The 22,754-nt window shown below is 68.5% G+C and carries 21 protein-coding genes; all 21 read right to left on the bottom strand.

Features of this window, described 5'->3' with window-relative positions; all coding sequences use genetic code 11:
- Position 1: 1 nt before the first annotated feature.
- Entirely contained in the window at positions 2-535 is a 534-nt protein-coding gene (locus SFB74_RS09375; RefSeq protein ID WP_432730520.1) for a MarR family winged helix-turn-helix transcriptional regulator, read from the bottom strand.
- Entirely contained in the window at positions 532-1,308 is a 777-nt protein-coding gene (locus SFB74_RS09370; RefSeq protein WP_432730519.1) for an SDR family NAD(P)-dependent oxidoreductase, read from the bottom strand. The genes SFB74_RS09375 and SFB74_RS09370 overlap by 4 nt, the downstream gene beginning before the upstream one ends.
- A 52-nt stretch (positions 1,309-1,360) precedes the next feature.
- Complete coding sequence (locus SFB74_RS09365; RefSeq protein WP_432730518.1) at positions 1,361-2,113, bottom strand: SDR family NAD(P)-dependent oxidoreductase; 753 nt, start codon at positions 2,111-2,113, stop codon at positions 1,361-1,363.
- Between the two features lie 2 nt (positions 2,114-2,115).
- Positions 2,116-3,702 (bottom strand): ATP-dependent acyl-CoA ligase, encoded by a 1,587-nt coding sequence (locus SFB74_RS09360; RefSeq protein WP_432730517.1) that lies wholly within the window; start codon positions 3,700-3,702, stop codon positions 2,116-2,118.
- Complete coding sequence (locus SFB74_RS09355) at positions 3,692-4,423, bottom strand: ABC transporter ATP-binding protein (protein WP_432730516.1); 732 nt, start codon at positions 4,421-4,423, stop codon at positions 3,692-3,694. Before SFB74_RS09355 ends, SFB74_RS09360 begins: the two co-directional genes overlap by 11 nt.
- Entirely contained in the window at positions 4,420-6,207 is a 1,788-nt protein-coding gene (locus SFB74_RS09350; protein WP_432730515.1) for a branched-chain amino acid ABC transporter ATP-binding protein/permease, read from the bottom strand. The genes SFB74_RS09355 and SFB74_RS09350 overlap by 4 nt, the downstream gene beginning before the upstream one ends.
- Entirely contained in the window at positions 6,204-7,259 is a 1,056-nt protein-coding gene (locus SFB74_RS09345) for a branched-chain amino acid ABC transporter permease (RefSeq protein WP_432730513.1), read from the bottom strand. The genes SFB74_RS09350 and SFB74_RS09345 overlap by 4 nt, the downstream gene beginning before the upstream one ends.
- Before the next feature lie 34 nt (positions 7,260-7,293).
- On the bottom strand, positions 7,294-8,457 hold the full coding sequence (locus SFB74_RS09340) for an ABC transporter substrate-binding protein (RefSeq protein WP_432730512.1): 1,164 nt from the start codon (positions 8,455-8,457) through the stop codon (positions 7,294-7,296).
- 50 nt (positions 8,458-8,507) lie between these two features.
- The gene (locus SFB74_RS09335) at positions 8,508-8,972 is read right to left on the bottom strand and encodes an aromatic-ring-hydroxylating dioxygenase subunit beta (RefSeq protein WP_432730511.1); all 465 of its coding nucleotides are present in this window, start codon (positions 8,970-8,972) and stop codon (positions 8,508-8,510) included.
- Positions 8,969-10,294, bottom strand: coding sequence for an aromatic ring-hydroxylating dioxygenase subunit alpha (locus SFB74_RS09330; protein ID WP_432730510.1), 1,326 nt, complete (start codon positions 10,292-10,294; stop codon positions 8,969-8,971). The genes SFB74_RS09335 and SFB74_RS09330 overlap by 4 nt, the downstream gene beginning before the upstream one ends.
- Positions 10,295-10,322: 28 nt before the next feature.
- Positions 10,323-11,465 (bottom strand): ABC transporter substrate-binding protein, encoded by a 1,143-nt coding sequence (locus SFB74_RS09325; RefSeq protein ID WP_432730509.1) that lies wholly within the window; start codon positions 11,463-11,465, stop codon positions 10,323-10,325.
- Positions 11,466-11,487: 22 nt separating this feature from the next.
- Positions 11,488-12,654, bottom strand: a complete 1,167-nt coding sequence (locus SFB74_RS09320; RefSeq protein ID WP_432730508.1) for an ABC transporter substrate-binding protein — start codon at positions 12,652-12,654, stop codon at positions 11,488-11,490.
- 49 nt (positions 12,655-12,703) lie between these two features.
- On the bottom strand, positions 12,704-13,435 hold the full coding sequence (locus tag SFB74_RS09315; RefSeq protein ID WP_432730507.1) for an SDR family oxidoreductase: 732 nt from the start codon (positions 13,433-13,435) through the stop codon (positions 12,704-12,706).
- Positions 13,432-14,244 (bottom strand): cyclase family protein, encoded by an 813-nt coding sequence (locus SFB74_RS09310; RefSeq protein WP_432730506.1) that lies wholly within the window; start codon positions 14,242-14,244, stop codon positions 13,432-13,434. The genes SFB74_RS09315 and SFB74_RS09310 overlap by 4 nt, the downstream gene beginning before the upstream one ends.
- 16 nt (positions 14,245-14,260) lie before the next feature.
- The gene (locus tag SFB74_RS09305) at positions 14,261-15,514 is read right to left on the bottom strand and encodes an SDR family NAD(P)-dependent oxidoreductase (protein ID WP_126470567.1); all 1,254 of its coding nucleotides are present in this window, start codon (positions 15,512-15,514) and stop codon (positions 14,261-14,263) included.
- 85 nt (positions 15,515-15,599) lie between these two features.
- The gene (locus SFB74_RS09300; protein WP_432730505.1) at positions 15,600-16,772 is read right to left on the bottom strand and encodes a thiolase family protein; all 1,173 of its coding nucleotides are present in this window, start codon (positions 16,770-16,772) and stop codon (positions 15,600-15,602) included.
- Positions 16,769-18,394 (bottom strand): AMP-binding protein, encoded by a 1,626-nt coding sequence (locus SFB74_RS09295; RefSeq protein ID WP_432730503.1) that lies wholly within the window; start codon positions 18,392-18,394, stop codon positions 16,769-16,771. The genes SFB74_RS09300 and SFB74_RS09295 overlap by 4 nt, the downstream gene beginning before the upstream one ends.
- Positions 18,395-18,404: 10 nt before the next feature.
- Positions 18,405-18,899, bottom strand: coding sequence for an aromatic-ring-hydroxylating dioxygenase subunit beta (locus SFB74_RS09290; RefSeq protein ID WP_432730502.1), 495 nt, complete (start codon positions 18,897-18,899; stop codon positions 18,405-18,407).
- Positions 18,899-20,212 (bottom strand): aromatic ring-hydroxylating dioxygenase subunit alpha, encoded by a 1,314-nt coding sequence (locus SFB74_RS09285; RefSeq protein ID WP_432730501.1) that lies wholly within the window; start codon positions 20,210-20,212, stop codon positions 18,899-18,901. Before SFB74_RS09285 ends, SFB74_RS09290 begins: the two co-directional genes overlap by 1 nt.
- Positions 20,213-20,232: 20 nt before the next feature.
- Entirely contained in the window at positions 20,233-21,225 is a 993-nt protein-coding gene (locus SFB74_RS09280) for a PDR/VanB family oxidoreductase (RefSeq protein ID WP_432730500.1), read from the bottom strand.
- Positions 21,226-21,241: 16 nt separating this feature from the next.
- Positions 21,242-22,753, bottom strand: a complete 1,512-nt coding sequence (locus SFB74_RS09275) for an indolepyruvate oxidoreductase subunit beta family protein (protein ID WP_432730499.1) — start codon at positions 22,751-22,753, stop codon at positions 21,242-21,244.
- Position 22,754: the final 1 nt, after the last annotated feature.

Below are 22,754 nucleotides of genomic sequence, written 5' to 3'. Positions count from 1 at the left end.
TTCAACTCTCCTCGCCCGCAGGCTCGCCGCGCATCACGTGCACGCGCAGCAGGCCGAGCTGCGTATGCAACTGCTTGACCGTCTTCATGTCGAGCCCCGAGAACATCTCGAGGATCCATTGCTCGTGTTCGCTCGCCATGGTCTCGAAGGTGCGGCGTCCGGTGGGCGTGAGGCTCACGATCCACGCGCGACGGTCGTCGGGGCTGGGCGAGCGTGCCACCATGCCTTCGCGCTCGAGCTCGTCCGTGAGGCCGGTGACGTTGCCGCCGGTCACCATCAGGTAGCGCGACAGCACGCGCATCTTCAGGCCGTCCTTGTAGCGATAGAGCTGCGCCATGTAGTCGAAGCGCGCCAGCGAGATGCCGAAGCGGTCGCGCAGCCTGCGACGGATCTCGGCCTCGATCTGCGTGGTGCTGGCCAGCATGCGCAGCCACAGCTTGAGCATCGCGTGGTCCTCGTGGCCTGCGCGGGCCTCGTGGCCGAGTTCTTCAGCATCGCTCAGCACGGCGTGCGATGCGTCGTTGTTGCGTGTCATGTCACTTCTCCCCCTGAAACCGAAATCGACTGCCCGGTGACCGACGCGGCACCTTCGCCGCACAGCCATCGCACGGCGTCGGCCACTTCGGCAGGCTGCACGATGCGCTTCTGCGGATTCACGCTCGAGAACTCCGCCAGCGCATCGGCCTCGCTGCGCCCGGTCTTGCCGACCACGTTGGCGACGCTGTTGCGCAGGATATCCGTGTCGGTATAGCCCGGGCACACGGCATTCACCGTGATGCCCTTGCGCGCCACTTCGAGCGCCAGCGAGCGCGTGAGCCCGACCACACCATGCTTGGCCGCGGTGTAGGCCGCGACGTAGGCATAGCCCTTCTGCCCCGCCGTGCTGGCGATGTTGACGATCCGGCCCCAGCCTGCATCGAGCATGTCCGGCAGCGCGGCCTGCGCGCAGAGGAAGCTGCCGGTGAGGTTGACCGACAGCATCCGCTGCCAGAGCTCGAACGAAGTCTTGAGGAAAGGCGCGCTCTCGGCCGCGCCGGCGTTGTTGACGAGCACCGCGACGGGCCCACGCGCCGCGCGAGCTTGCGCGAACGCCGCCTGCACGGCCTCCGGGCTCGCCACGTCGGCGGCGGCCAGCCCGTGCCCGCTGCCCGCCAGCGAATCGGCCACGCGCTGCAACGCCTCGCGATCACGCCCGAGCAGTGTCAGCACGGCGCCTTCGGCAGCCAGCGTGCGGGCGATCTCCGCCCCGATGCCGCGCGCCGCGCCGGTGACGAGTGCGTGCCGGCCAGTCAGTGAATTTGATTGCATGCCTGAATGATTTAGTTGTGAACCATTTTAGCGGAGTGCGCCGGCGAAGCTGTCAGCGCATGAAACGGCCGCCATTGAGGTCCAGCGTGGCGCCAGTCATGAAGGCGGCCGCCGGCGATGCGAGATAGACCACCGCGGCAGCGACCTCTTCGGCCATTCCGAAGCGGCCGACCGGAATGCCAGCCCGCAACGCCTGCTGCCGCGCAGGCTCCATGGCATCGAGCGCGGGGCTCGAGATTGCCGCCGGCGCCAGCGCATTCACCGTCACGCCATGCGGCGCCAGTTCCTGTGCGAACGAACGCGTCAGTGCCAGCAGACCTGCCTTGCTCGCCGCGTAGTGCACGCCCGTCGCGCTGCTGGCCTGCTGCCCGGCCATCGAGCTCAGGTTGACGATGCGCCCCTCGCCCCGCTCGCGCATGTGGCGCCCGGCGATACGGCAGCCGAAGAAGCTGCCGCGGAGGTTGATGGCCAGCACGTCGTCCCATTCCCCGGGCGTGATGTCCCAGAGCGAAGTCGTCGGCGTGCGTGCCGCGTTGTTGACCATGATGTCGACGGCGCCGAAATGCGCGACCGCCTGATCGAAGCAGCCGGAGAACGCCGCCTCGTCACGCACGTCGAGTTGCAATGCGAGCCCGCCGATCTCCGCTGCGACCGCTTCGGCGTTCGCAAGATCGATGTCGGCCAGGGCCACGCGCGCTCCAGCTTCCTTCAGCCCTCGCGCGATGGCTGCTCCCAGCCCCTGCCCCGCTCCCGTCACGAACGCCACGCGCCCGGAAAGAGGAAGCTGCGGCGCCGCGTTTGTCATGCTCAGGCCTTCGCGGGCCGGCCGTCCCAGGTCTGCGGCCCAACGCCGCGCTCCCGCAGCTTGAACTTCTGCACCTTGCCGTTCTCGGTGCGCGGCAGGTCGGCCAGCACGTCGATATATCGCGGCACGGCAAAGTACGGCAGGCGGCCTTCGCAGAAGCGCGCGAGCTCGGCGGGGTCGATCGCCGCGCCCTCGCGCGCCACCAGCGCGGCCATGACTTCGTCCTCGGCCAGTTCGGAACGAACCGGATACACGGCGCATGAAGCCACGCCCGGATGGCTCAGCAGCACCTGCTCGACCTCGAAGGAAGAAATGTTCTCCCCCCGCCGGCGGATCGCGTCCTTGATGCGGTCCACGAAACGGAAGGCCCCATCCGCATCGCGCACCACGCGGTCACCGGTGTGGAACCAGAGATTGCGCCAGGCCTCGACGGTCTTCTCCGGCATGTTGAAGTAGCCGCTTGCGAAAGCATGAGGCTCATCCGCTCGCAACAGCAGCTCGCCTGCCTCGCCAGAGGGCAGTTCAACGTCGTCCTCATCGGCCACGCGCGCCTGGAAGCCCGGGCGCAGCCAGCCCATCACGCCGCCGCGCGGCGAATCGGGCGCGGTGGCGATGGCGAAGTTGGTCTCGGTCGAGCCATAGCCCTCGAGCAGCGACACGCCCGTGCGCGCCTTGAACGCGGCACCGGCGGCCGACGGCACGCCGGGCCCGAGGCCGGTGCGCACGCGATGGTCGCGCTCCCCTTCGCCCTCGGGCTGCGCCAGCAGGATCGGCACCATCGCCCCCAGCAGATACACCACGGTCGCCCCGCTCGCGCGCATCGTCGGCCAGAAGCCCGACGCCGAGAAGCGCGATTCGAACACCACCTTGGCCCCGGTGAGCGAGGCCTGCGCAAAAGTGTTGAGTGCGTTGATGTGGAACAGCGGCAGCGTGGTGCAGAGCACGTCGTCGGCGCCCACGCCGAGCACTTCCGCGCTGTTCACGCCCCACCAGAAATACTGCGCATGCGGGCAGACCACGCCCTTGGCGGGCCCCGTCGTGCCCGAGGTGTAGAGGATCGTGAGCGGGTCGCCGGGCTGCACCGGCGCGGGGGCGACAGGCTCGCCGCCTTTCGGGTAGGCGGCCACGCCCACGCCGGCCGGTGCCGGCCAGGCGGCGGCCGCTTCGCCGACGACCCAGATCTCGCGCAGGCTGGTGCGCGCCAGGTCCGCCGTCGAGAGCCGCTCCAGAAAACCAGCCTCGATCACCAGCAGCTTCGCCTCGCTGTTTGCGAGGAAATATTCGATCTGCGGCCCCATCGACGCCGTGTTGACCGGCACCGTCGACGCACCCAGCCAACCCGCCCCGAGAAAGCTCTCGAGAAACTCGACGCGATTGCCGCACATCACCGCGATGCGATCGCCGCGCGCCACGCCGGCGGCGGCCAATGCCCCGGCACGCATGGCTGCGACCTGCGCCGCATCGCGATGCGTCCAATCTCCGCCCGCAATGCGCAGCAGCGCGCGCGAGCCGAACAACCCGGCCTGCCGCTGCAGCATCGCCGGCAGCGTGCGCTGCGCAGGCGGCACGGCACGGGCTTCAGTCGTCATCGTGCGTGCCTCCGCCGAGATAGGTGGCCTGCACGCGCGAGTCGCTCGCCAACTCGGCCGAGGCGCCGGACAGCGCGATCTCGCCGGTCTCCAGCACATAGCCGTGGTCCGAACTCTCGAGCGCCGCGCGCGCGTTCTGCTCCACCAGCAGGATCGAGACGCCGTCTTCCCGCAGCTTGCGCACGATGGCGAGGATGTCCCTCACGATCAGCGGCGCCAGCCCCAGGCTGGGCTCGTCGAGCATCAGCAACCGCGGCGCCGACATCAGCGCGCGCCCCACCGCCAGCATCTGCCGCTCGCCGCCCGAAAGCGTGTCGGCACGCTGCGCACGGCGTTCGGCCAGCCGCGGAAAGCGGTCGTACACCGACTGCAGCCGCTTCTTCATCGCATCGCCGCGCAGCCGCTTGGCGAACGCGCCGAGCTGCAGGTTGTCGAGCACGGTGAGCTCGCCGAACAGCTCGCGCTTCTCGGGCACGAGGCACAGGCCGCGCTCCACGCGCGCCTCCACGTCGAGCCCCTGCAAGTCTTCACCTTCGAAGCGCAGCGTGCCCTTGCAGGGCAGCAGACCCATGGCAGCGGCCAGCAGCGTGGTCTTGCCCGCGCCGTTCGGGCCGATCACCGAGATGATCTGGCCCGGCTGCAGGTCGAGCGACACGCCGCGCACGGCCTCCACCTGCCCATAGGACACATGCAGGTCGCCAATCTCCAGCATCGCGGTCATACGACGCTCCCCAGGTAAGCCGCCTGCACGCGCTCGTCCGCGCGCACCGCCGAAGGCACGCCCTCCACGAGCTTGGAGCCGAAGTTCATTACCACCAGCCTGTCCACCAGTTTCATCACGAAGTCCATGTCGTGCTCGACGATGAGGATGGTTACGCCCTCCTCGCGCAGCTTGCGCAGCAGGTCGCCGAGCGCCATCTTTTCCTTGCGTCGCAGGCCGGCGGCGGGCTCGTCGAGCACCAGCAGCACCGGGTCCGCGGCCAGCGCGCGCGCAATCTCGAGGATGCGCTGCGTGCCCAGCGGCAGGCTGCCCGCCTGCTCGTGCGCCCGATCGCCCAGGCCGATGCGGTCGAGCTGGCGTTGCGCCTCCTGCAGGATCTGCTGCTCTTCCGTGCGGTCCAGCCGCAGGCCCGCCTTCAGGATGCCCGAGCGCGTGCGCGAATGCGCGCCCAGCGCCACGTTGTCGAGCAGGCTCATGTGCGGGCGCAGCTTCACGTGCTGGAAGGTGCGCGCCAGCCCGAGGCGCGCCACTTCGCGCTGCGGCATGCCGGCGATGTCATGCTCGAGAAAGCGCACCTGGCCCGAGCTCATCGGCAGCGTGCAGGTCAGCAGGTTGAACATGGTCGACTTGCCCGCGCCGTTGGGCCCGATCAGCCCGACGATCTCGCCGGCCTTCACGTCGAAGCTCACGTCGTTCACCGCCACCAGCCCGCCGAAGCGCTTGACCGCGCCATTCACCGACAGCACCGGCGAACCGCGCGCGGGCAGCGTGCGATGCGGCAGCGGATCGACGGCCGGCCCCTCGTGGCGCGAAGGTCCGCGCGTACCGGCGCGACGACGCGTCCAGCGGCGCAGCAGCCCCATCACGCCGCCGCGCGCGAAGTGCAACAGCAGGATGAAGAGCGCCGCGAAGGCCACCGCCTCCAGCTGGCCTGCGCGCTGCGTGAGCATCGGCAGCACGTCCTGCAGGCCGTTCTTCAGCACCAGCACCAGCGCGGCGCCCACCAGCGCGCCGCCGAGCTGTCCGAGCCCGCCGGCCACCGCCATCAGCAGGTACTCGATGCTGGCGCGCACGTCGAAGGGCGACGGACTCACGAAGCGGTTCATGTGCGCATAGAGCCAGCCCGCCAGCCCCGCGAGCAGCGCAGCGGTGACGAAGAGCGAGAGCCGCACGCGGTATGCATCCGCCCCCACGCTCGCCAGCAGCGTCGCTCCACCGCGCAGCCCGCGAATGGCACGCCCCGGCCGCGACTGCAGCAGGTTGTGGCTGAACAGGCAGGCCAGCCCCACCACCGTCCAGATCAGGCAGTACATCGCGCGCGGATCGGCCAGCGACCAACCGGCGATCTGCAGCGCCGGAATGTTCGACAGGCCCGTGTGCCGCCCCAGCGCGTCGACGTTGCCGAACAGCATCGCGATCGACAGCCCCCAGGCGATGGTGCTCAGCGGCAGGAAGTGCCCGCCCAGCCGCAGCGTGAGCATGCCGATGGCCAGCGCCGACAGCCCCGTGAGCAGCAGCGCGAACAGCAGCCCCAGCCAGGGCGACATGCCCTGCGTGGTGGTGAGCCATGCGGTCGCATAGGCCGCGATGCCCACGAAGGCCGCCTGCCCGAACGAGGTTGCGCCGCCCACGCCAGTCAGCAGCACGAGGCCCAGCGCCACGAGCGCGCCGATGCCGATGTCGTTCAGCAGCGAGACGGTGAAGCTGCCCGCGAATACCGGCACCAGTGCCAGCAGGACGACGATGACGGCGATCCACGCCATGCGTTTGCGATTGCCGTTCATTCGTCCACCTCGTCTTCTTCCTCTTCGGCATGCGCGGCCATGAAGGAGCGCAGCATCAGCACCGGGATCAGCAGGCTGAACACGATCACGTCCTTCAGCGCGCCGCTCCAGAACGAGGCGAAGCTCTCGACCACGCCGACCGCGAGCGCGCCCACGGCCGTCATCGGGTAGCTCACGAGCCCGCCGATGATCGCCGCCACGAAGGCCTTCAGGCCGATGATGAAGCCCGAGTCGTAGTACATCGTCGTCACCGGCGCGATCAGCACGCCGATCAGCCCCGCCAGCAACGAGGCGCAGCCATACGCCAGCAGCGCGGTGCGCACGGGCCGGATGCCGACCAGCCGCGCCCCCACCCGGTTGACCGCCGTCGCGCGCAGCGCCTTGCCGGCCACCGTGCGCTCGAACACCAGGAAGAACAGGCCGCTCAGCACGATGGCCGCCCCCACCATCAGCACCACCTGCCCGCTCACGGTGAAGCCTTCGCCCAGCGTGAAGACGGCGCTGGTCAGCGGCGTGGTGCGCGAGCCCTCGGGCCCGAAGAACAGCAGGCCCAGGCCCGACAACAGGAAGTGCAGCGCCAGCGACACGATCAGCAGCACCAGCACCGAGGCATCCGCGATCGGCTGGAATACCACCCGCGCCAGCAGCGGCGCGATGGGCACCACCAGCAGCACCGCCACGGCGATATGCACCGCCACCGGCACGCCGGGCCGCGCCGCGAGCCATGCCAGAACGCACGGAATGGCGGGCAGCACGCCCCAGGTCAGCACCGCCTTAGGAATGCGCGCGGCCTCGCCGCGGCGCAGCAGGCTGCCGATTTCGGTGGCCAGGGCCAGCGCCGCCAGCACCGCGACCATGCCGATGGTCGGCGGCACGCGGCCGGTCTCGAAGGCCGCGAGCGACAGCGCCGCGAAGGCCGCGATGTCGCCGAAAGGCACGAACACCACCCGCGTGACCGAGAAGATCAGCACCAGCCCGAGGCCGGCCAGCAGGTAGATGGCACCGTTGGCAAGGCCGTCGGTGAGAAGGATCAGCGCCACGTCCCACGTCATCGCGCGGTCCTCCGGAAAGTCGAAAGCGAGAGGTTCAAGGTGCGAGCTTCCATTGGCCGTTGTCGAGCTTGACGATCACCCGGGCGCGTTCGTCCACGCCGTAGAGGCTGCCGGGCTTGAAGGTGTAGACGCCATGCGTGCCCACCACTTCCTTCGTGCTGAAGATGGCATCGCGCAGCGCCACGCGGAACTCGGGCGTGCCCGGCTCGGCCTTCTTCATCGCGCGCGAGGCGGCATCGGCGAACACCAGCCAGCCGTCGAAGGAGTAGGCCGAGAAGGCATCGCTGGTCGGCGCGTTGTTGACCTTCTGGAACACGGCGCGGAAATCGGTCGCGATCTTCTTGGTCGGGTACTCGGCCGGCAGCTGCTCGGCCACGATCACCGGGCCGGTGGGCATCAGCGCGTTCTGGCCGGCGGCGCCGACCACGCGCACGAAGTCGGGGTTGATGAGGCCGTGCTGGCCGTACACGCCGCCCTTGTAGCCGCGCTCCTGCAGCGCCAGGAACGGCAGCGCGCCCGGCGTGCCGGCGCCGCCGGTCATCACCGCGTCGGGGCGAAGCGCCACGATCTTCAGCACCTGCCCCGTTACCGAGGCGTCGGCGCGCGCATACCGCTCGTTGCTCACCACCTTGATGCCTGCAGCGGGCGCGGCCTTCATCAGCGCCTCGTACACCAGATCGCCCCAGGCGTCGGAGAAGCCGATGTAGCCCACGGTCTTCACGTTGTTGCGCTTCATGCGCTCGACCACCGCGTCGATCATCAGCTGCGTGGGCTGGGCCACCGTCATCACCCACGGGTTCTCGTTGGGGTCGAGCAGGATCGGCGTGAGGCCGATCATCGGCGTCTTCGCCTCCTTGCCGACCTGCGCCATCGCAATGGCAGCCGGCACGCCCGAGGTGCCCATCAGCACGTCCACCTTCTCTTCCTCGATGAGCTTGCGCGCGTTGCGCCCGGCCGTGGTGGGGTCGGAGCCGTCGTCGAGCACCACCAGCTGGATCTTGCGGCCGTTCACTTCGGGCTTGTAGGCCAGCGCGGCCTGCATGCCCTTGGCGTAGGGCACGCCCAGCGATGAGTTCGGCCCCGACAGCGACACGCTCAGGCCGACCTTCAGGTCGGCGGCGATGGCGCTGGCAATGCCACAGGCGGTCAGCGCGGCGGCAAGGGTGCCGCGCGTCAAGGTCTGCATCAGGCTCTTCATGTCGTAGCTCCGGTGAGGATTGTTGGAATGGACAGAGGTGGGTGGGTAACTCAGATGAACAGCTGGATGGCCGGCAGGGCACGCCCCGCGTTGAGCAGGTCGACGCGCTTCTCGCGGATCAGCCAGCCGGTGGATGTGCGAACGAGGTGGTGGCGTGCCGTGCCGCTCAGCAGGAGCTGGCCTTCGCCGCGCGCCTCGACATAGAGGAACGGCGTGCGCAGCCACGCCTCGCTGCCCTCCTCGCGATCGACACGCGAGGGCTGCAGCACATGCTGGCTGTGGCTCGCGGGGTGTTGCGAGTGCGCACGCGGATTCTTCAGTCGATCCACCCGCAGCTGCAGCAGCAGCCGGTCTTCATAGGCCAGCGAGTTGTGCGAGAACGGATCGGCCTGGGCCGCGCCGAGCAGCGGCACCCAGTAGTGGCCGTCTTCCGCGAAGAGGGCCAGCCAGTCGTCGAAGCGGCGCTCGTCGAGCAGCGCCGCCTCGTGGGCGACGAAATCGCGCGGGTCCGTCATGCCGTGGCCTCCATGCCTGCCGCCATGGCCTTTGCCCATGCACGGAACTGGTTGCGCATCAGCAGTTCGTTGGTGCCGTTGGTGGTGATCGTCGACTGCAGCTTCTCGGCCGGATCGAAGTTGCGGTGCAGGCTCACCCATTCGTTGCCGCCCGCGCGCAAGCCCTGCTGGATGCTCTCGAACAGGTGCACGTCATCGTGCGCGACCACCGACATCGGCGAGAACACGAGCCGGTTGTAGCTCATGGCCCGCTCGAAGAGCAGCGCGGGCGCCCCAGCCGCGCGGAAGCTCCAGGCCTCGATCAGCGTACGGTCGGCCGCCAGCGGGCGGATCACGCGAATGGCCTGGGGCGAGCCCTTGATCGAGAGGCTCGGAAAGAAGACCGAGTTCTGCGGCGAGCGCTGCAGGATCTCCGCTGCGCGCTCCTCGCCGTGCGCGGCGCGCATCGCGGCCTCGTACTCCGGCAACTGCGCATAGTTGGAGTGGATGCTGAAGTTCACCCCCAGCACGCTGTGGCCGTTGGCGAAAACGCGCCCGCCCATCCTGTCGAAGAATTCGTAGCCCGAGCCGAAGGGCAGGATCTGCTCCATCGCCATCGGCTTGGGGTCAGTGGGCGCATGGCCTTCCCACAGCGCCTCGGCCGCCCTGGTGGCCGACTCGTGCGTGGACATCGGATGCACCGTGTCGTTGATGTTCTCCAGGTACATCTTCCAGTTGCAGTGGACGATGTTGCGCAGCACGCCGCCGCCCACTGTCAACTTGCCTTCAGGCGAGCGGTCGACCATGTTATCGAGGGCGCCCAGCACCTCGCCGAAGTAGTCCTCGAACGACGGCCCAGTGTCGGAGAGCCGCACGAACACGAAGTCGCGGTACACCTTCACGTTCCTGACCACCGACAACCCCTGCCCCGACTCGCAGGCCTTGAGCTGCGTGCCCTCGTAGCCGTTCTTCAGCGGCAGCCCGAGCGGCGCGCCGTCGAGCTTGTAGGTCCATGCGTGATACGGGCAGCGGAAGAAGCGGCCGGTGTTGCCGCACTCGTCCGTCACCAGCTGCGTGCCCTTGTGAGCGCAGCGGTTGTAGAGCACGTGCACATCGCCGTCGGGCTGGCGCACCATGATCAGCGGCCGCCCCGCGATCTCCTGCGTAATGAAGTCGCCGGCCTGCGGCACCTGGCTCGCATGGCCCAGGAAGACCCAGGTGCCGGCGAACAGGTGCTCCTGCTCCAGCACGAAAAGCTCCTCGCTGAGGTACAGGTCGCGGTGCACCCGGTCGTCCTGCACCAGCGCCGCGACGAGATCGGGGCGGTTGCGGTAGGTGGTCATGGCAATGTGCTCGGTGGACGGTCCGGGGCTACGGGACCAATTTCCACTGGCCCTTGGTCATCTGCACAATGACCACGCCGCGCTGGTCGGAGCCGTAGCGGTCGTCGGGCTTGAAGGTGTAGACGCCGTGCGTGCCCACCAGCTCCTTCGTGCTCACGATGGCATCGCGCAACGCCGTGCGGTAGGCCGGCGTGCCCGGCTCGCCCTTGGCGCGCGAGGCCGCGTCGGCCAGCAGCAGGTACGCGTCGTAGGTGTACGACGAGAAGGCATCGGTCGGCACCGCGCCGTTGAGCTTCTGGTAGGCATTGCGAAAGCCCATCGACACCTTCTTGATCGGGTTGGTATCGGGCAGTTGGTCGGCCACCAGCACCGGGCCGCTGGGCACCTGCAGGCCTTCGATGGAAGCGCCACCCACGCGCACGAAGTCGGCGTTGATCAGGCCGTGCGTGCCGTAGATCTTTCCCTTGTAGCCGCGGTCGGCCAGCGCAATGTACGGCAGCGCGCCCGGCGTGCCGGAGTTGCCGGCGAACACCGCATCAGGCCGCGCCGCGACGATCTTCAGCACCTGTCCGGCCACCGACGAATCGCTGCGCGCATAGCGCTCGTTCGCCACCACCTTGATGCCGGCGGCGTCGGCGCTCTTGACCAGCGAGTCGTAGGCCAGGTCGCCCAGCGCGTCCGAGAAGCCGATGAAGGCCACCGTCTTCACGCCCGACTTCTTCATGCGATCGACCACGCCCGCCACCATGAGCTGGAAGGGCTGCGACACCGTCACCGTCCACGCGCCCTCGGGGCCGGGAATGGTCACCGGCGTGGGCGAGATCAGCGGCGTGTTGAGCTCGCGCGCCACCGAGGCGATGGCCATCGCGCCCGGCACGCCCGAGGTGCCGATGAGCACGTCGACCTTGTCCTCGGTCACCAGCTTGCGGGCATTGCGGCCGGCGGTGGTGGGATCGGACGCGTCGTCGAGCACGATGAGCTGCACCTTGCGCCCTGCGATCTCCGGACGCTCGGCGATCGCGGCGCGAATGCCCTTCTCGTAGGGCACGCCCAACGCGGCCACCGGGCCCGAGAGCGAACTGATGAAGCCGATCTTCAGGTCGGCTGCCATGGCCTGCGCCGCGGCCAGTGCGACGGCAGTGGCGGCGAGGATGCGGGTGATCTTTTTCATTGGGGCTTTCAGGTCGGGGACTTCAGGGAACCAGCTTCCACTGGCCCTTCTCGAGCTTCACGACGACGCGCGAGCGGTCGTCCGAGCCATAGCGGTCGGTCGGCTTGAAGTTGTAGACGCTGTGCGTGCCCACCAGCTCCTTCGTGCTCACGATGGCATCGCGCAGCGCGAGGCGGAACTGCGGCGTGCCTGGCTCGGCCTTGCTCGCCAGCGCGCGCTGCGCGGCGTCGAGATAGATCAGCCACGCATCGAAGCTGTAGGCCGAGAAGGTGTCGGTGGGCGGTGCGCCGTTGGCCTTCTGGAAGGCGGCGCGGAAGTCCATCGCGATCTTCTTCATCGGGTTGTTGTCGGGCAGTTGCTCAGCAACCACCACGGGGCCCGTGGGCGCCAGCAAGCCTTCGACCGAGGGGCCGCCGACACGGATGAAGTCGGGGTTGATCAACGAATGCATGCCGTAGATCTTTCCCTTGTAGCCACGCTCGGTGAGCGCGAGGTACGGCAGCGCGCCCGGCGTGCCCGAGGCGCCGGTGATCACCGCATCAGGGCGCAGCGCCACGATCTTCAGCACCTGGCCGGCCACCGACGAATCGGCGCGCGCATAGCGCTCGTTCGACACCACCTTGATGCCGGCAGCAGGCGCCGACTTCATCAGCGCGTCGTACACCAAGTCGCCCCAGGCATCGGAGTAGCCGATATAGGCCACCGTCTTCACGCCCGACTGCTTCATCTTCTCGACCATCGCACCCATCATCAGCGGCGCGGGCTGCGGCAGCGTCACCATCCACGCGCCGTCATCGCCGGGCAGGTCGGCGTTGGCGATGGAGATCAGCGGCGTCTTGGTCTCACGCGCCACGCCGGCGATGGCAAGCGAACCCGGCGCGCCGGCCGTGCCGATGATGACGTCGACCTTGTCTTCCTCGATCAGCTTGCGTGCGTTGCGCGCGGCCGTGGACGGATCGGACGCATCGTCGAGCTGGATCACCTGCACCTTGCGGCCACCGACCTCCGACTTGTAGGCCACGGCCGCCTTCATTCCCTTGTCGTAGGGAATGCCGAGCGACGACACCGGCCCCGACATCGAAGTGATGAAGCCGACCTTGAGATCGGCGGCCCACGCGCCCGCGGCGCTCAGCGCGCCGAGGCCCACGGCCACGGCCGCGAGTGTGCGAATTCGGTTCATGACTTTCATGGCGATGCTCCAGAGGTGGTTTTGGTTGGACGTGAGAAAAACTGCGAACTCAGAGGGCGAGACTTCCGACGCTGGTGCCGCCGCACACATACAGCACCTGGCCGGTGACGAAGCTGTTGTCGGCATCCGCGAAGAAACGCACGGCGCGTGCCACGTCGGCCGATTCGCCCAGGCGCTTGACGGGCACCGAGGCGGCGAGAGCGCGTTCCTTCTCGCTGCCGGCCTCGATCACGTCGTAGAACATGTCTGTGCGGATGGGCCCCGGTGCCACCACGTTCACCGTGATGCCGTCGGCCGCGAGCTCCAGCGCCCAGGTGCGCGCCATGCCCAGCATGCCGGCCTTGGTGGCCGAGTAGCTGGTGCGCGTGGCCAGGCCCAGCGCGGCGCGCGACGACAGCAGCACCACGCGGCCGAAGCGATGCGCACGCATCGCGGGCAATGCACCTTGCACGAGCTGGATCGCACAGCCCAGGTGCAGATCGACCAGCGCGTCGAGGTCGTCGAGCTTCACCTCGGGCAGCAGCGCGGCGCGGATCACGCCTGCGTTGTGGACGATGGTGGTGGGCGAGAAGCGCTCGACCAGCTCGCGCACCGCCTCGCCCGTGGCGGCGCGGTCGCTCAGGTCGACCTCGATGCTGTGCAGCTTCGGGTGATCGATCTCCGCCTTGCGGCGCGCGAGCGACACCACCTCGTAGCCCTGCGCGAGCAGGTCTTCGCAGATGGCCTTGCCGATGCCGGCGCTGCCGCCGGTGACGGCTGCGACCTTGGGTGCTGCGCTCATGTTTGCGCTCCTACCAGCGCGAGCACGCGCAGAGGACTGCCGCTGCCCTTCTCGATCTTCAGCGGCGGGCAGATCAGCACTGCGCCCGAGGCCGGCAGCAGGTCGAGGTTGCTCAGGCACTGCAGCCCGTAGCGGCCCGCGCCGTGCATGTAGTAGTGGCAGGGGTACGGCGGGCGCAGGTGATAGCCTTGTCCGGCATCGGTGCCGATGGCCTCCGAGCCGAAGCCCAGCACGTCGCGCTGCTCTACCAGGAAACGCACGGCCGCGGTGCTCGGGCCCGGCGTGTGCTGGCCCGTCTCGTCGAAGTTTTGGTAGGCCTCGGGGTCGGTGCGTTTCGACCAGTCGGTGCGCATCAGCACCCATGCGCCCTTCGGGATGCGGCCATGCGCGGCCTCGTAGGCCTCGATGTCCTCGAGGGTCAGCAGGTAGTCGGGGTCGTCCTTCACCTGCGGCGAGCAGTCGATCACGCAGGCCGGCGCCACGAAGTGCTGCACGGGAATGGTGTCGACCGAGTTGTTCGGCAGGTCGCGGCCCGAGATCCAGTGGATCGGGGCGTCGAAGTGCGTGCCGGTGTGTTCGCCGCAGGAGAAGTTGTTCCAGTACCAGCCGGGGCCGCGCTCGTCGTACTTCGACACTTCCTCGATGCGGAAGGGCCAGCACTGACCCATCTCGGGCGGCAGCGCGATCTGCGGGAACTCGGGCGTCAGCGTCTGCGTGAGGTCGATCACGCGGATGCGGCCGCTGGCCATGGCGGTCACCAGGCCACCGAGGATCTCGGCGGTGGACATCAGTTCGGTCGTGGTGGTCATTCTTGTGCTTCCTGTCTCAGCCGCCTGCAGCCAGCTCGCGCTCCAGCACCTTGGGGTTGTCGCGCCAGCGCTCCAGCCACTCCTGCGCCACGTCGCCGGGGTACACGTCCTCCACGCCGTCGCGCAGCGCCTTCACGATGGCGTTGGCCAGCGCGGTGGGGGCGAGCTTGGGCGGCGGCGTGTGCTGGTTCCATTCGTCGTCGATGGGCCCGGGGAACACGTTGATCACGCGGATGCCGGCCGGCCGCATCTCGGCGCGCAGGCATTGCGCGAGCGAATGCGCCGCCGCCTTCGATGCGCTGAAGGTGCCGTGCGGCGGGAAGTTGCTCAGTGCATAGATCGACAGCAGGTTGACCCAGGCCGTCGCGCCCGTCACGCCATCGGCCGAGCGGCCTTTCAGCGCGGGCCCGAACTCCTGCGCGAGACGCAGCAGCCCGAAGTAGTTGATGTCCATCTCGGCCTTGGCCACGTCCGTGCCGCGCCGGGCACCGATGCCGAAGGTGCGGTGCACCTCCGCGTTGTTGATGACGATGTCGACCTTGCCGCCGATGGAGCCGGCAAGCTCCGTCACCTGGCGGCCGTTGGTCAAATCCAGCGGCACCAGCGTGACCTGCGGCAGCGCCGAGATGTCGTCAAGCCCGTCGCCCATCTTCTTCCAGGGCTCGGCGTGGCCGACCCAGACGATGTCGGCGCCGGCCTTCACCAGCGCACGCACGATGGCCTGGCCGGTCTCGGTCTTGCCGTCGGTCACCAGCACCTTGCGGAACTTGGGGTCGCTGGTCATCTCGCGCAGCATCTTGTCGTCGGCCATGTGGGGACTCCCTTCATTCGGAAAACCAATGAGTACGGCCTGGCCCGCGCGGTCGAGCCGGGCGCCGACGCGCACGCGCTGCGGCGCGTCGCCGACCTCGCCGTGCAGGTGGACCATGAGCGTGGGGCCGGCATCCAGGTGCACCAGGCCCAGCCGCCAGGGCAGCCGTTCGCGGAAGAACAGGTCGTTGCTGTGATGCAGCGTGGTGCTGCCGAGCAGCTCGCCCTCGCCGCTCTGCTCGCGCCAGCGCAGCGCGGCCGAGAGACACTTGTGGCAGACCTCGCGCGGCGGGTACTGCACCGTGCCGCAGTCGTCGCAGGTCTGGAGTTCGAAGCGGCCTTCGGCTGCGGCAGCGGTAAGGCCGAGCGCCACGCGACCGCGCGCGCCGGGCGGCAGATTCATCTGCCGGGTGCGCAGCACCGGGTTCTTGCGCGGGGGGCGCATCAGGGGCATCGTCATGGCGCCTCCGCCGGGCCGCCCCAAGGCAGGCGCGCGGCCCCCTCGGGGGGAAGTGCAGCCGCGAAGCGGCAAACGTGGGGGCTCATCATTCCGGTCTCCCCAGGATCACCGCGCCTGTGCACAGGCAGCGGTCGTAGGTCACCATGCCGAAGCCGGCGACGAGGCCCGACTGGGCATTCGGCACGGCACGTTGTCCGGCCTGGTCGGTGAGTTGCCTGATCGCCTCGACCATGCCGAGGAAGCCGCCCGCAGCGCCTGCCTGCCCCGCCGAGAGCTGGCCGCCGCTGGTGTTGTTCGGGAAGCTGCCGTCGAAGGTCATGGTGTTGGCCTGTACGAAGGCCGGGCCTTCGCCCTTCTCGCAGAAGCCGAGGTCCTCGAACTGCATCATCACGATGACGGGGTAGTCGTCGTAGGTCTGCACGAAGTCAAGTTCTGCGGGCTGAATGCCGGCCTGCGCGTAGAGGTCGTCGCGGTCCTTGCGCCAGCCGCCCTGCACCATCACCGGGTCTTCGGCATAGGCGTTGTGGCGCTCGATGGCGCCGCGGATCACCACGTGCGCCAGGCCCAGGTCGCGCGCGCGCTCCTCGCTCATCACGAGGAAGGCGTCGGCGCCGGCGCAGGGCATCACGCAATCGAAGAGATGAATCGGATCGGAGATGGGCCGCGCGGCCATGTACTCGTCGAGCGTCAGCGCCTTCTTGAACATCGCATTGGGGTTGCCCAGCGCGTTGGTGCGCTGATCCACGCAGATGCGGCCGAAGTCCTCGCGCCTGGCACCGTAGGTGCGCATGTAGTTGGCGGTGATGAACGCGAAGATCGAGTTCGGGCCGCCCGAGCCGTACGGGTAGCTCGCATCGCGAGCGAAGTTGCTGAAGCTGCCCAGCGTCTGGCGGAAGGAGTCGACGTGGTTGGTGTCGGCGCCCACGCAAGCGACGATGTCCGCGTCGCCCGCCTGCACTGCCCGCGCGGCACGGCGCAGGCACATCACGCCCGAGGCACCGCCGGTGGGCACATGGTCGAGCCAGCGCGGCGACAGGCCCAGGTGCTGCGTGACGCCCACGGCCGTGTCGGGCGCGAGCGAGAAGCTGCTGAGGCACAGGCCGTCGATCTCTTCCTTGGCCACGCCGCTCGCCTTCACCAGCGCCTCGATGGCCTGGCCGACGAACCAGTGCGCCGTGCGCGTGGAGTAGCGCACATAGGGCACGGTCACGGGCACCGCGACCGCGACGCCTTCGTAGGAAAGCCGCTTCGCCGTCATGCCTGCCTCTTCTTCATCGAACGTGTGTCGATGCAATGGGCCTGGCCGGGCAACGACTGCGCCATCTCGCGCAGTTGCCCGCGCTGGATCTTCTGCGAGGGCGTGAGCGGCAGCGCATCGACGAAGGCCACGTAGCCGGGCGCCTTGTAGTAAGCGAGCTGGGCCAGCGCGTGCTCGACGATGCTGGCCGCGACCTGATCGCGCTGCGAGGCATCGACACCTTCGCGAACCACGATGCAAGCCAGCACCTCGTCGCCGCGTACTTCGTCGGGCGTGGCGGCCACGGCCGATGCCTTCACGGCCGGATGCTGGTTGAGCACGCTCTCGACCTCGACAGCGGAGATGTTTTCGCCGCTGCGGCGGATCACGTTCTTCTTGCGATCGACGAAGAAGAAGTTGCCCTCGGCATCGCGGCGCACCAGGTCGCCGGTGTGGAACCAGCCGTCGGCCCAGGCTTCGCGCGTGGCTTCCTCGTCCTTCAGATAGCCGGAGAAGAAATAGCGCTTCGGGTCAGGGCCTGCCGAGCGCACCAGCAATTCGCCCGGAGCGTCGACGCCGACATCGCTGCCGTCTTCTCCCGCGAGGCGGATCTCGACGAAGTCTTCCTGGCGACCGAAGCAGCTGGTGCCCACGAGGCGTGGCTCGCGGTTGGCCATGATGCAGGCGGCCGCACCGGTCTCGGTCATGGCCCAGGCCTCGACCAGCGGGAAGCCGAAGCGTTCCTCGAAGGGTGCGTGATTCTTGCGGTCGACACCGGCGCCGAAGCCCCAGCGGATGGCGTGGTCGCGGTCGGCCGCCGATGCAGGCGCGGACAGCAGCATGGCCGGCATCACGCCGAGGTAGTGGACGATGGTCGCGCCGCTTTCCTTCGCGCTCGCCAGCCAGGTCTTCGGATGGAAGCGATCGAGCTGCACCAGGCAGCCGCCAGCGACCAGCACCACCATGGTGGAGAAGGCCATCGCGTTCATGTGGTTGAGCGGCAGCGGCGTGATGACGCGTTCCTTGTCGGGCCTGATGCTGCAGACGCCGTCGAGCGCCGCATACCACTCGCCCGCGCGCAGGAAGTAGGCATTGCTCAGGATGCAGCCCTTGGGGCGCCCCGTGGTTCCGGAGGTGTAGAGCAGGCCGCATTCGGTGTCGACGCCGACGGGCTCGTGGGCACGCGGCGCCGCGGTCTTCGCAGGAGGCACGGCGTCGTCGGGGCCCATCGTCTCGAAGGCGATGCCGGCCTGTGCCGCCGCGGCGCGCAGGTCGGCCGCGCGCTCGGGCAGCGTCACGGCCAGGCCGATTTCGCTGTGGCCGATCAGGTAGACCAGTTCGGCCGAGCGCATCTCGGCATTGATCGGCACCACGCTCACGCCCAACGCGTTCAGCGCGAGCCAGTGGAAGATGAAGGCGGGCCGGTTCTCCAGCAGCAGGCCGACGCGGTGGCCATGGCCGTAGCCGGCCTGCGCGTAGGCCGTGCGCAGACGGTCGATCTGCGTCGCAGCCTCGCCCCAGCGGATGGCGCCCGCTTCGATGCCGTAGGCTGCTGCCGTCACCGATTCGGTGAACAGGAACTCGGCCTGCGGCGTACGCGCCGCTGTGGCCGCGAAGACTTGATGGACGGTGGCGTGTGGCATCGCGTCCCTGTCAGATGAAGAGCTGCACGGCCGGCAGGGCCGCGTCGCAATTGAGCAGGTTGACGCGCTTGAGCGTCATGCGCAGCGCGCCGTCCTGCATCGTGAGGTGATGGAAGAAGGTGCCGACGTAGAACTGCAGCTCGTCGCCCTGCGACTCGGTGTAGTGAAACGAGGTCCGCACCACGTAGCGGTTGGCGGCCGCATCGAACTCCTCGACCACCGGCACCTGCAGCAGGTGGTGGCAGCGGCTCGCCGGCTGCTGCGAGAAGGCGCGCGGGCTCTTCAGGCGCTCGATGCGCAGGTCGCGCAGCAGCTTGTCCTCGTAGAGGTGCGAGGTGTGGTTGAGGCCGTCTTCCTGGTCGGGGATCAGCGGCACCCAGTAGAAGGCGTCGTCGGTGAAGAGCGCGTTCCACTCCTCGTAGCGGCGCGTGTCGAGCAGGTGCGCCTCGTTCACGACGAAGTCGATCAGGTCCTGGCGGGTGACTTCTGGTGCGTTGCCGGCCATCACATCGTCTCCGTCATGCGCTGGACCCAGCTGCGGTATTGATTGCGCATCGGCAGCTCGTTGGTGCCGCCGGTGGTGATCTCGCCGCCCTTGAGTTCGGCCGGGTCGTAGTCGCGGTGCAGGCTCACCCATTCGTTGCCGCTCGCGTGCAAGCCGGCCTGCATGCCGCGATAGGCCTGCAGGTCGTCGTGGCCCACCACCGAGAACGGCGAGTTGATGAGGCGGTTGTACATGGCGGTGCGCTGCAGCAGCTCGGGCGGCGCGCCCTTCAGGCGGAAGGTCCAGCTCTCGATCAGCGTCCTGTCGGCCGAGATCGGCTTGACCACGCGGATCGCCTGGATCGCGCCCTTGATCGTGAGGTTCGGGTAGTACACGGTGTTGTGCCGTGCCATGCCGAGGATCTGCGCGGTTTTTTCCTCGCCGTAGCGCGCCTTCATGGCGTTGTCGTACTCGGGGATCGCCTTGTACTTGCTGTGGATGCTGAAGTGCACGCCCGTGAAGCTGTGGCCGTTGTCGTAGGTGCGGATGCCCATGTCCTCGAAGAACTTGTAGTCGGACATGAAGGGCACGAACTGTTCCACGGCCATGGGCTTGGGCTCGCTCTCGGGCTTGTCGGCCCACATGCGCTTGGCGGTGCCGGCCGAGGACTCGTGCGCCACCATCGGATGCATGGTGTCGTTGAGGTTCTCGACGAACATCTTCCAGTTGCACTGGTGCATGAAGCGCAGGCAGCCGCCGGCGATTTCGAGTTCGCCTTCGGGCGAGCGGTCGGCCATGTTGTCGATGGAGCTCAGCGAGTCGCCGAAGTACTCCTCGAAGTCCGGCCCGGCGTCGTTGATCTTCACGAAGATGAAGCCGCGGTGGCTGCGCACGTGCTTCACGGTGGTCAGGCCCTTGCCCGACTCGCATTCGTGCAGCTGGGTGTTCTCGTAGCCGGTCTTCAGCGGGATCGCGAGCGGCGCGCCGTCGGTCTTGAAGGTCCAGGCGTGGTACGGGCAGCGAAAGAACTTGCCGGTGTTGCCGCAGGGTCCGTTGACCAGGCGCGAGCCCTTGTGGGCGCAGCGGTTCATCATCGCGCGCACGCTGCCGTCGGAGTGGCGCACAACGATCAGCGGACGACCGGCGATCTCGTTGCTGATCCAGTCGCCCGGCTTGGGCAGCTGGCTCTCGTGGCCGACGTAGTTCCAGGTGTTGGCGAAGAAGTGTTCCTGCTCAAGCTCGAAGAGTTCCTGGCTGGTGTAGAGATCGCGGTGCACGCGGTCGTTCTGCACCAGCGCGCGGACTGCGTCGGGGTTGTCTCTGTACGAGGTCATGGCGTTCATGTCTCCTTGCTTCAGATGTCCAGCACCAGGCGCGCACCCTTGGCGCGCGAGATGCAGATCTGCATGACGTTGCCTTGCGCCTTCTCGCGGGCGGTGAGCACGTAGTCGCGGTGGTCGATCTCGCCTTCGAGCACGGGCACGGCGCACACGCCGCATTCGCCGCGCTTGCAGTCGAACATCGGGTCGCAGCCGTGCTCGATGAGGCAGTCGAGGATGCTCTGGTCCGCCGGCACGGTGAAGCTCTGGCCCGACTGGGCAAGCTCCACCTCGAAGGGCTGGTCGCCCTCTTCCGCGACAGGCTCGGTGAAAAGCTCGAAGTGCACGCGGTCGTGTTCCCAGCCGCGCGCCTGGGTGCGTTCGAGCACCGCGTCGAGCATGACCTTGGGGCCGCAGACATACAGGCGGTCGCCGGCGGGAACGCTGTCGAGCAGCGCGTCGATGTTCAGCGGCGCGCCGGCCTCGGCGTCGGCATGCACGCGCAGGTCCTCGCCCAGCAAGGCCTGGAGCTCGGGCAGGAAGGCCATCAGCTCGCGGCTGCGGCCGGCGTAGTGCATGCGCACGGCCGCGCCTTCGGCACGGCGGCGCGCAGCCATGGTGGCCAGCGGCGTCACGCCGATGCCGCCCGCCACGAGCACCGTGCCGCCCGGGCCGGTGTGCAGCGGAAAGTCGTTCTTCGGCGGCTCGATGGCGATGGCGTCGCCCTCTTCCAGCCCTTCGTGCATGAAGCGCGATCCGCCACGGCCTTCGGCCTCCTTGCGCACCGCGATCACGTATTCGATCGGTGCGTTGGTTGCGTTGCGCGCGGTGTCGAAGTTGATGAGCGAGTAGTGGCGCCAGTCGGTCTTGCCATCGGCCAGCGATACCTGCACCCGGATATGGGCACCGGCTGCGAAGCCGGGCAGCGCACGGCCATCCTCGGCACGCAGGCGAAGCATGCGGATCAGCGGATTCAGTTGCCGCGCCTCGGTGACGCGCAGCGGAATGGTGGCCGAGGGGGTGCTCATCTTCGTGGTTCTCTCTTCAGGCCAATGCGTGCTGCGCCAGTGCAGCCTGCAGCTTGTGGCCGTGCTCGTCGGCGAGCGCTGCGTCGCGCAGCTCGCGCAGCGTGGCCGGTGCCAGCGCGGTGCCAGCGCGTTCGAAGGCTCGCATCACGGTGTCGTAGTTGCGGATGCCGCGCTCGTGCGTGTCGCTGTAGCCCTTGACGAGGCGTTGGCACTGGGCCAGCTCCACGGCGAGCTCGGGGTTGCGCTGCGCGGTGGCGGCGATGCGTTGCAGCCACTCCTCGATGCGGCGGTTCTCCTCGGCATAGCGCATGGTCGACAGGCGCCAGCGCCGGCATGCCGCCACGGCGCGCAGCATGAGATAGCCGCGCAGGGAGCTGGTCTGGATCACGCGGCCGTGCTGCGTGAAGCGCTCGACGATCTTCTTCGGCAGCGTCGAGTTCATCAGCCAGCGGCCGATGCCGCCGGGCAGGGTCTCGCAGATTTCCTGCAGGCGTGGATGCATGTACTCGTTGATGGCGAGCACTTGGCCCGGCTGCACGCGAGCCTCGCCGCGCACGCGCTCGAAACGGGTCGCACGGGTCTTCAGGGCCGCGACGCGGGCTGTGTCCTCGTAGGACATCCAGAGCGCTAGATGGCGCGCGGTCTCGCGAAGCAGGCGATGGTCGTCGTTGCCCGGCAGCGCCGCGACCGCGGCCATGCGGTCGAGGTAGAGGCCGGCGTAGGGTGGGTCCTGGTAGTCGATGAGGCGGCGCACGCCTTCGAGCAGCAGGTCTTGCGCGGGCAAGGGAAATTCGCGCTGCACGCGTTCGACCAGCGCGCGCACGGCGGGGTGGCGCGGCTGCGGTACCGGGACGGCAGCCGGAGCTTCCTTCGCCGGTTCATCGCCGCCGGCATCCTGTGCGCGGGCGAATGCGGCTCCGAAGGCCTTGAGGCTGGGCTTCACGCCCACGCCGCCACGTTCGATGGTCGCCTCGAACTGCGTGCGGCTGAAAGGCAGCACGCCCGAGCCCGCGAGCGCGCCGAAGAGCACGGCGCTGATCACGCTGCCCGAGGCCTCGGCGGCTTGCGCCATGTCGAAGCGGATGAATCGCTTGGCCGCAGTCGCGGTGTGTGCGAGAAGCTGGTCGCTGTCGACGCGGCCGTCGCCCATTGCGCTCTTTTCCGCGATGGAGAAAACGCGGTGCGTGGAGGCGATCAGCGTCGTCCGGTCCCGCGTGACGAGGCCACGCTGGACGGCGCGGCCCGCTTCCATGAGCTCCGACGCGAGCACCACGTCGACGTCGCCCGGCAGAGGCATCAGCGCGAGCACCGGCGTGCCGCCGTCGGCGTCGGCCTGCGCCACGGGATACAGCTCGACGTAGTAGATGGTCGCGCCGGTGCGCTGGGCCACGCCCGGCACGGAAGTGGTCTGGGCGACGTAGCCGTTGGCCTCGCCCATGTCGACGATCCAGTCGGCGAGCACGCCGCCGCCCTCGCCGCCCATGGCGAGGATCGCGATCTTGATCGGTTGAGGCTTGGTGGTCGTCATC

The sequence above is a fragment of the Variovorax xiamenensis genome (assembly GCF_050916385.1).
Taxonomy (GTDB): Bacteria; Pseudomonadota; Gammaproteobacteria; order Burkholderiales; family Burkholderiaceae_C; genus Variovorax.
This window is presented reverse-complemented; position numbering and strand designations above follow the sequence as displayed.

Coding starts and splice junctions, on each gene's coding strand:
- SFB74_RS09375 (WP_432730520.1), bottom strand. CDS start 535: ATGACACGCAACAACGACGCATCGCACGCCGTGCTGAGCGATGCTGAA.
- SFB74_RS09370 (WP_432730519.1), bottom strand. CDS start 1,308: ATGCAATCAAATTCACTGACTGGCCGGCACGCACTCGTCACCGGCGCG.
- SFB74_RS09365 (WP_432730518.1), bottom strand. CDS start 2,113: ATGACAAACGCGGCGCCGCAGCTTCCTCTTTCCGGGCGCGTGGCGTTC.
- SFB74_RS09360 (WP_432730517.1), bottom strand. CDS start 3,702: ATGACGACTGAAGCCCGTGCCGTGCCGCCTGCGCAGCGCACGCTGCCG.
- SFB74_RS09355 (WP_432730516.1), bottom strand. CDS start 4,423: ATGACCGCGATGCTGGAGATTGGCGACCTGCATGTGTCCTATGGGCAG.
- SFB74_RS09350 (WP_432730515.1), bottom strand. CDS start 6,207: ATGAACGGCAATCGCAAACGCATGGCGTGGATCGCCGTCATCGTCGTC.
- SFB74_RS09345 (WP_432730513.1), bottom strand. CDS start 7,259: ATGACGTGGGACGTGGCGCTGATCCTTCTCACCGACGGCCTTGCCAAC.
- SFB74_RS09340 (WP_432730512.1), bottom strand. CDS start 8,457: ATGAAGAGCCTGATGCAGACCTTGACGCGCGGCACCCTTGCCGCCGCG.
- SFB74_RS09335 (WP_432730511.1), bottom strand. CDS start 8,972: ATGACGGACCCGCGCGATTTCGTCGCCCACGAGGCGGCGCTGCTCGAC.
- SFB74_RS09330 (WP_432730510.1), bottom strand. CDS start 10,294: ATGACCACCTACCGCAACCGCCCCGATCTCGTCGCGGCGCTGGTGCAG.
- SFB74_RS09325 (WP_432730509.1), bottom strand. CDS start 11,465: ATGAAAAAGATCACCCGCATCCTCGCCGCCACTGCCGTCGCACTGGCC.
- SFB74_RS09320 (WP_432730508.1), bottom strand. CDS start 12,654: ATGAAAGTCATGAACCGAATTCGCACACTCGCGGCCGTGGCCGTGGGC.
- SFB74_RS09315 (WP_432730507.1), bottom strand. CDS start 13,435: ATGAGCGCAGCACCCAAGGTCGCAGCCGTCACCGGCGGCAGCGCCGGC.
- SFB74_RS09310 (WP_432730506.1), bottom strand. CDS start 14,244: ATGACCACCACGACCGAACTGATGTCCACCGCCGAGATCCTCGGTGGC.
- SFB74_RS09305 (WP_126470567.1), bottom strand. CDS start 15,514: ATGACGATGCCCCTGATGCGCCCCCCGCGCAAGAACCCGGTGCTGCGC.
- SFB74_RS09300 (WP_432730505.1), bottom strand. CDS start 16,772: ATGACGGCGAAGCGGCTTTCCTACGAAGGCGTCGCGGTCGCGGTGCCC.
- SFB74_RS09295 (WP_432730503.1), bottom strand. CDS start 18,394: ATGCCACACGCCACCGTCCATCAAGTCTTCGCGGCCACAGCGGCGCGT.
- SFB74_RS09290 (WP_432730502.1), bottom strand. CDS start 18,899: ATGGCCGGCAACGCACCAGAAGTCACCCGCCAGGACCTGATCGACTTC.
- SFB74_RS09285 (WP_432730501.1), bottom strand. CDS start 20,212: ATGACCTCGTACAGAGACAACCCCGACGCAGTCCGCGCGCTGGTGCAG.
- SFB74_RS09280 (WP_432730500.1), bottom strand. CDS start 21,225: ATGAGCACCCCCTCGGCCACCATTCCGCTGCGCGTCACCGAGGCGCGG.
- SFB74_RS09275 (WP_432730499.1), bottom strand. CDS start 22,753: ATGACGACCACCAAGCCTCAACCGATCAAGATCGCGATCCTCGCCATG.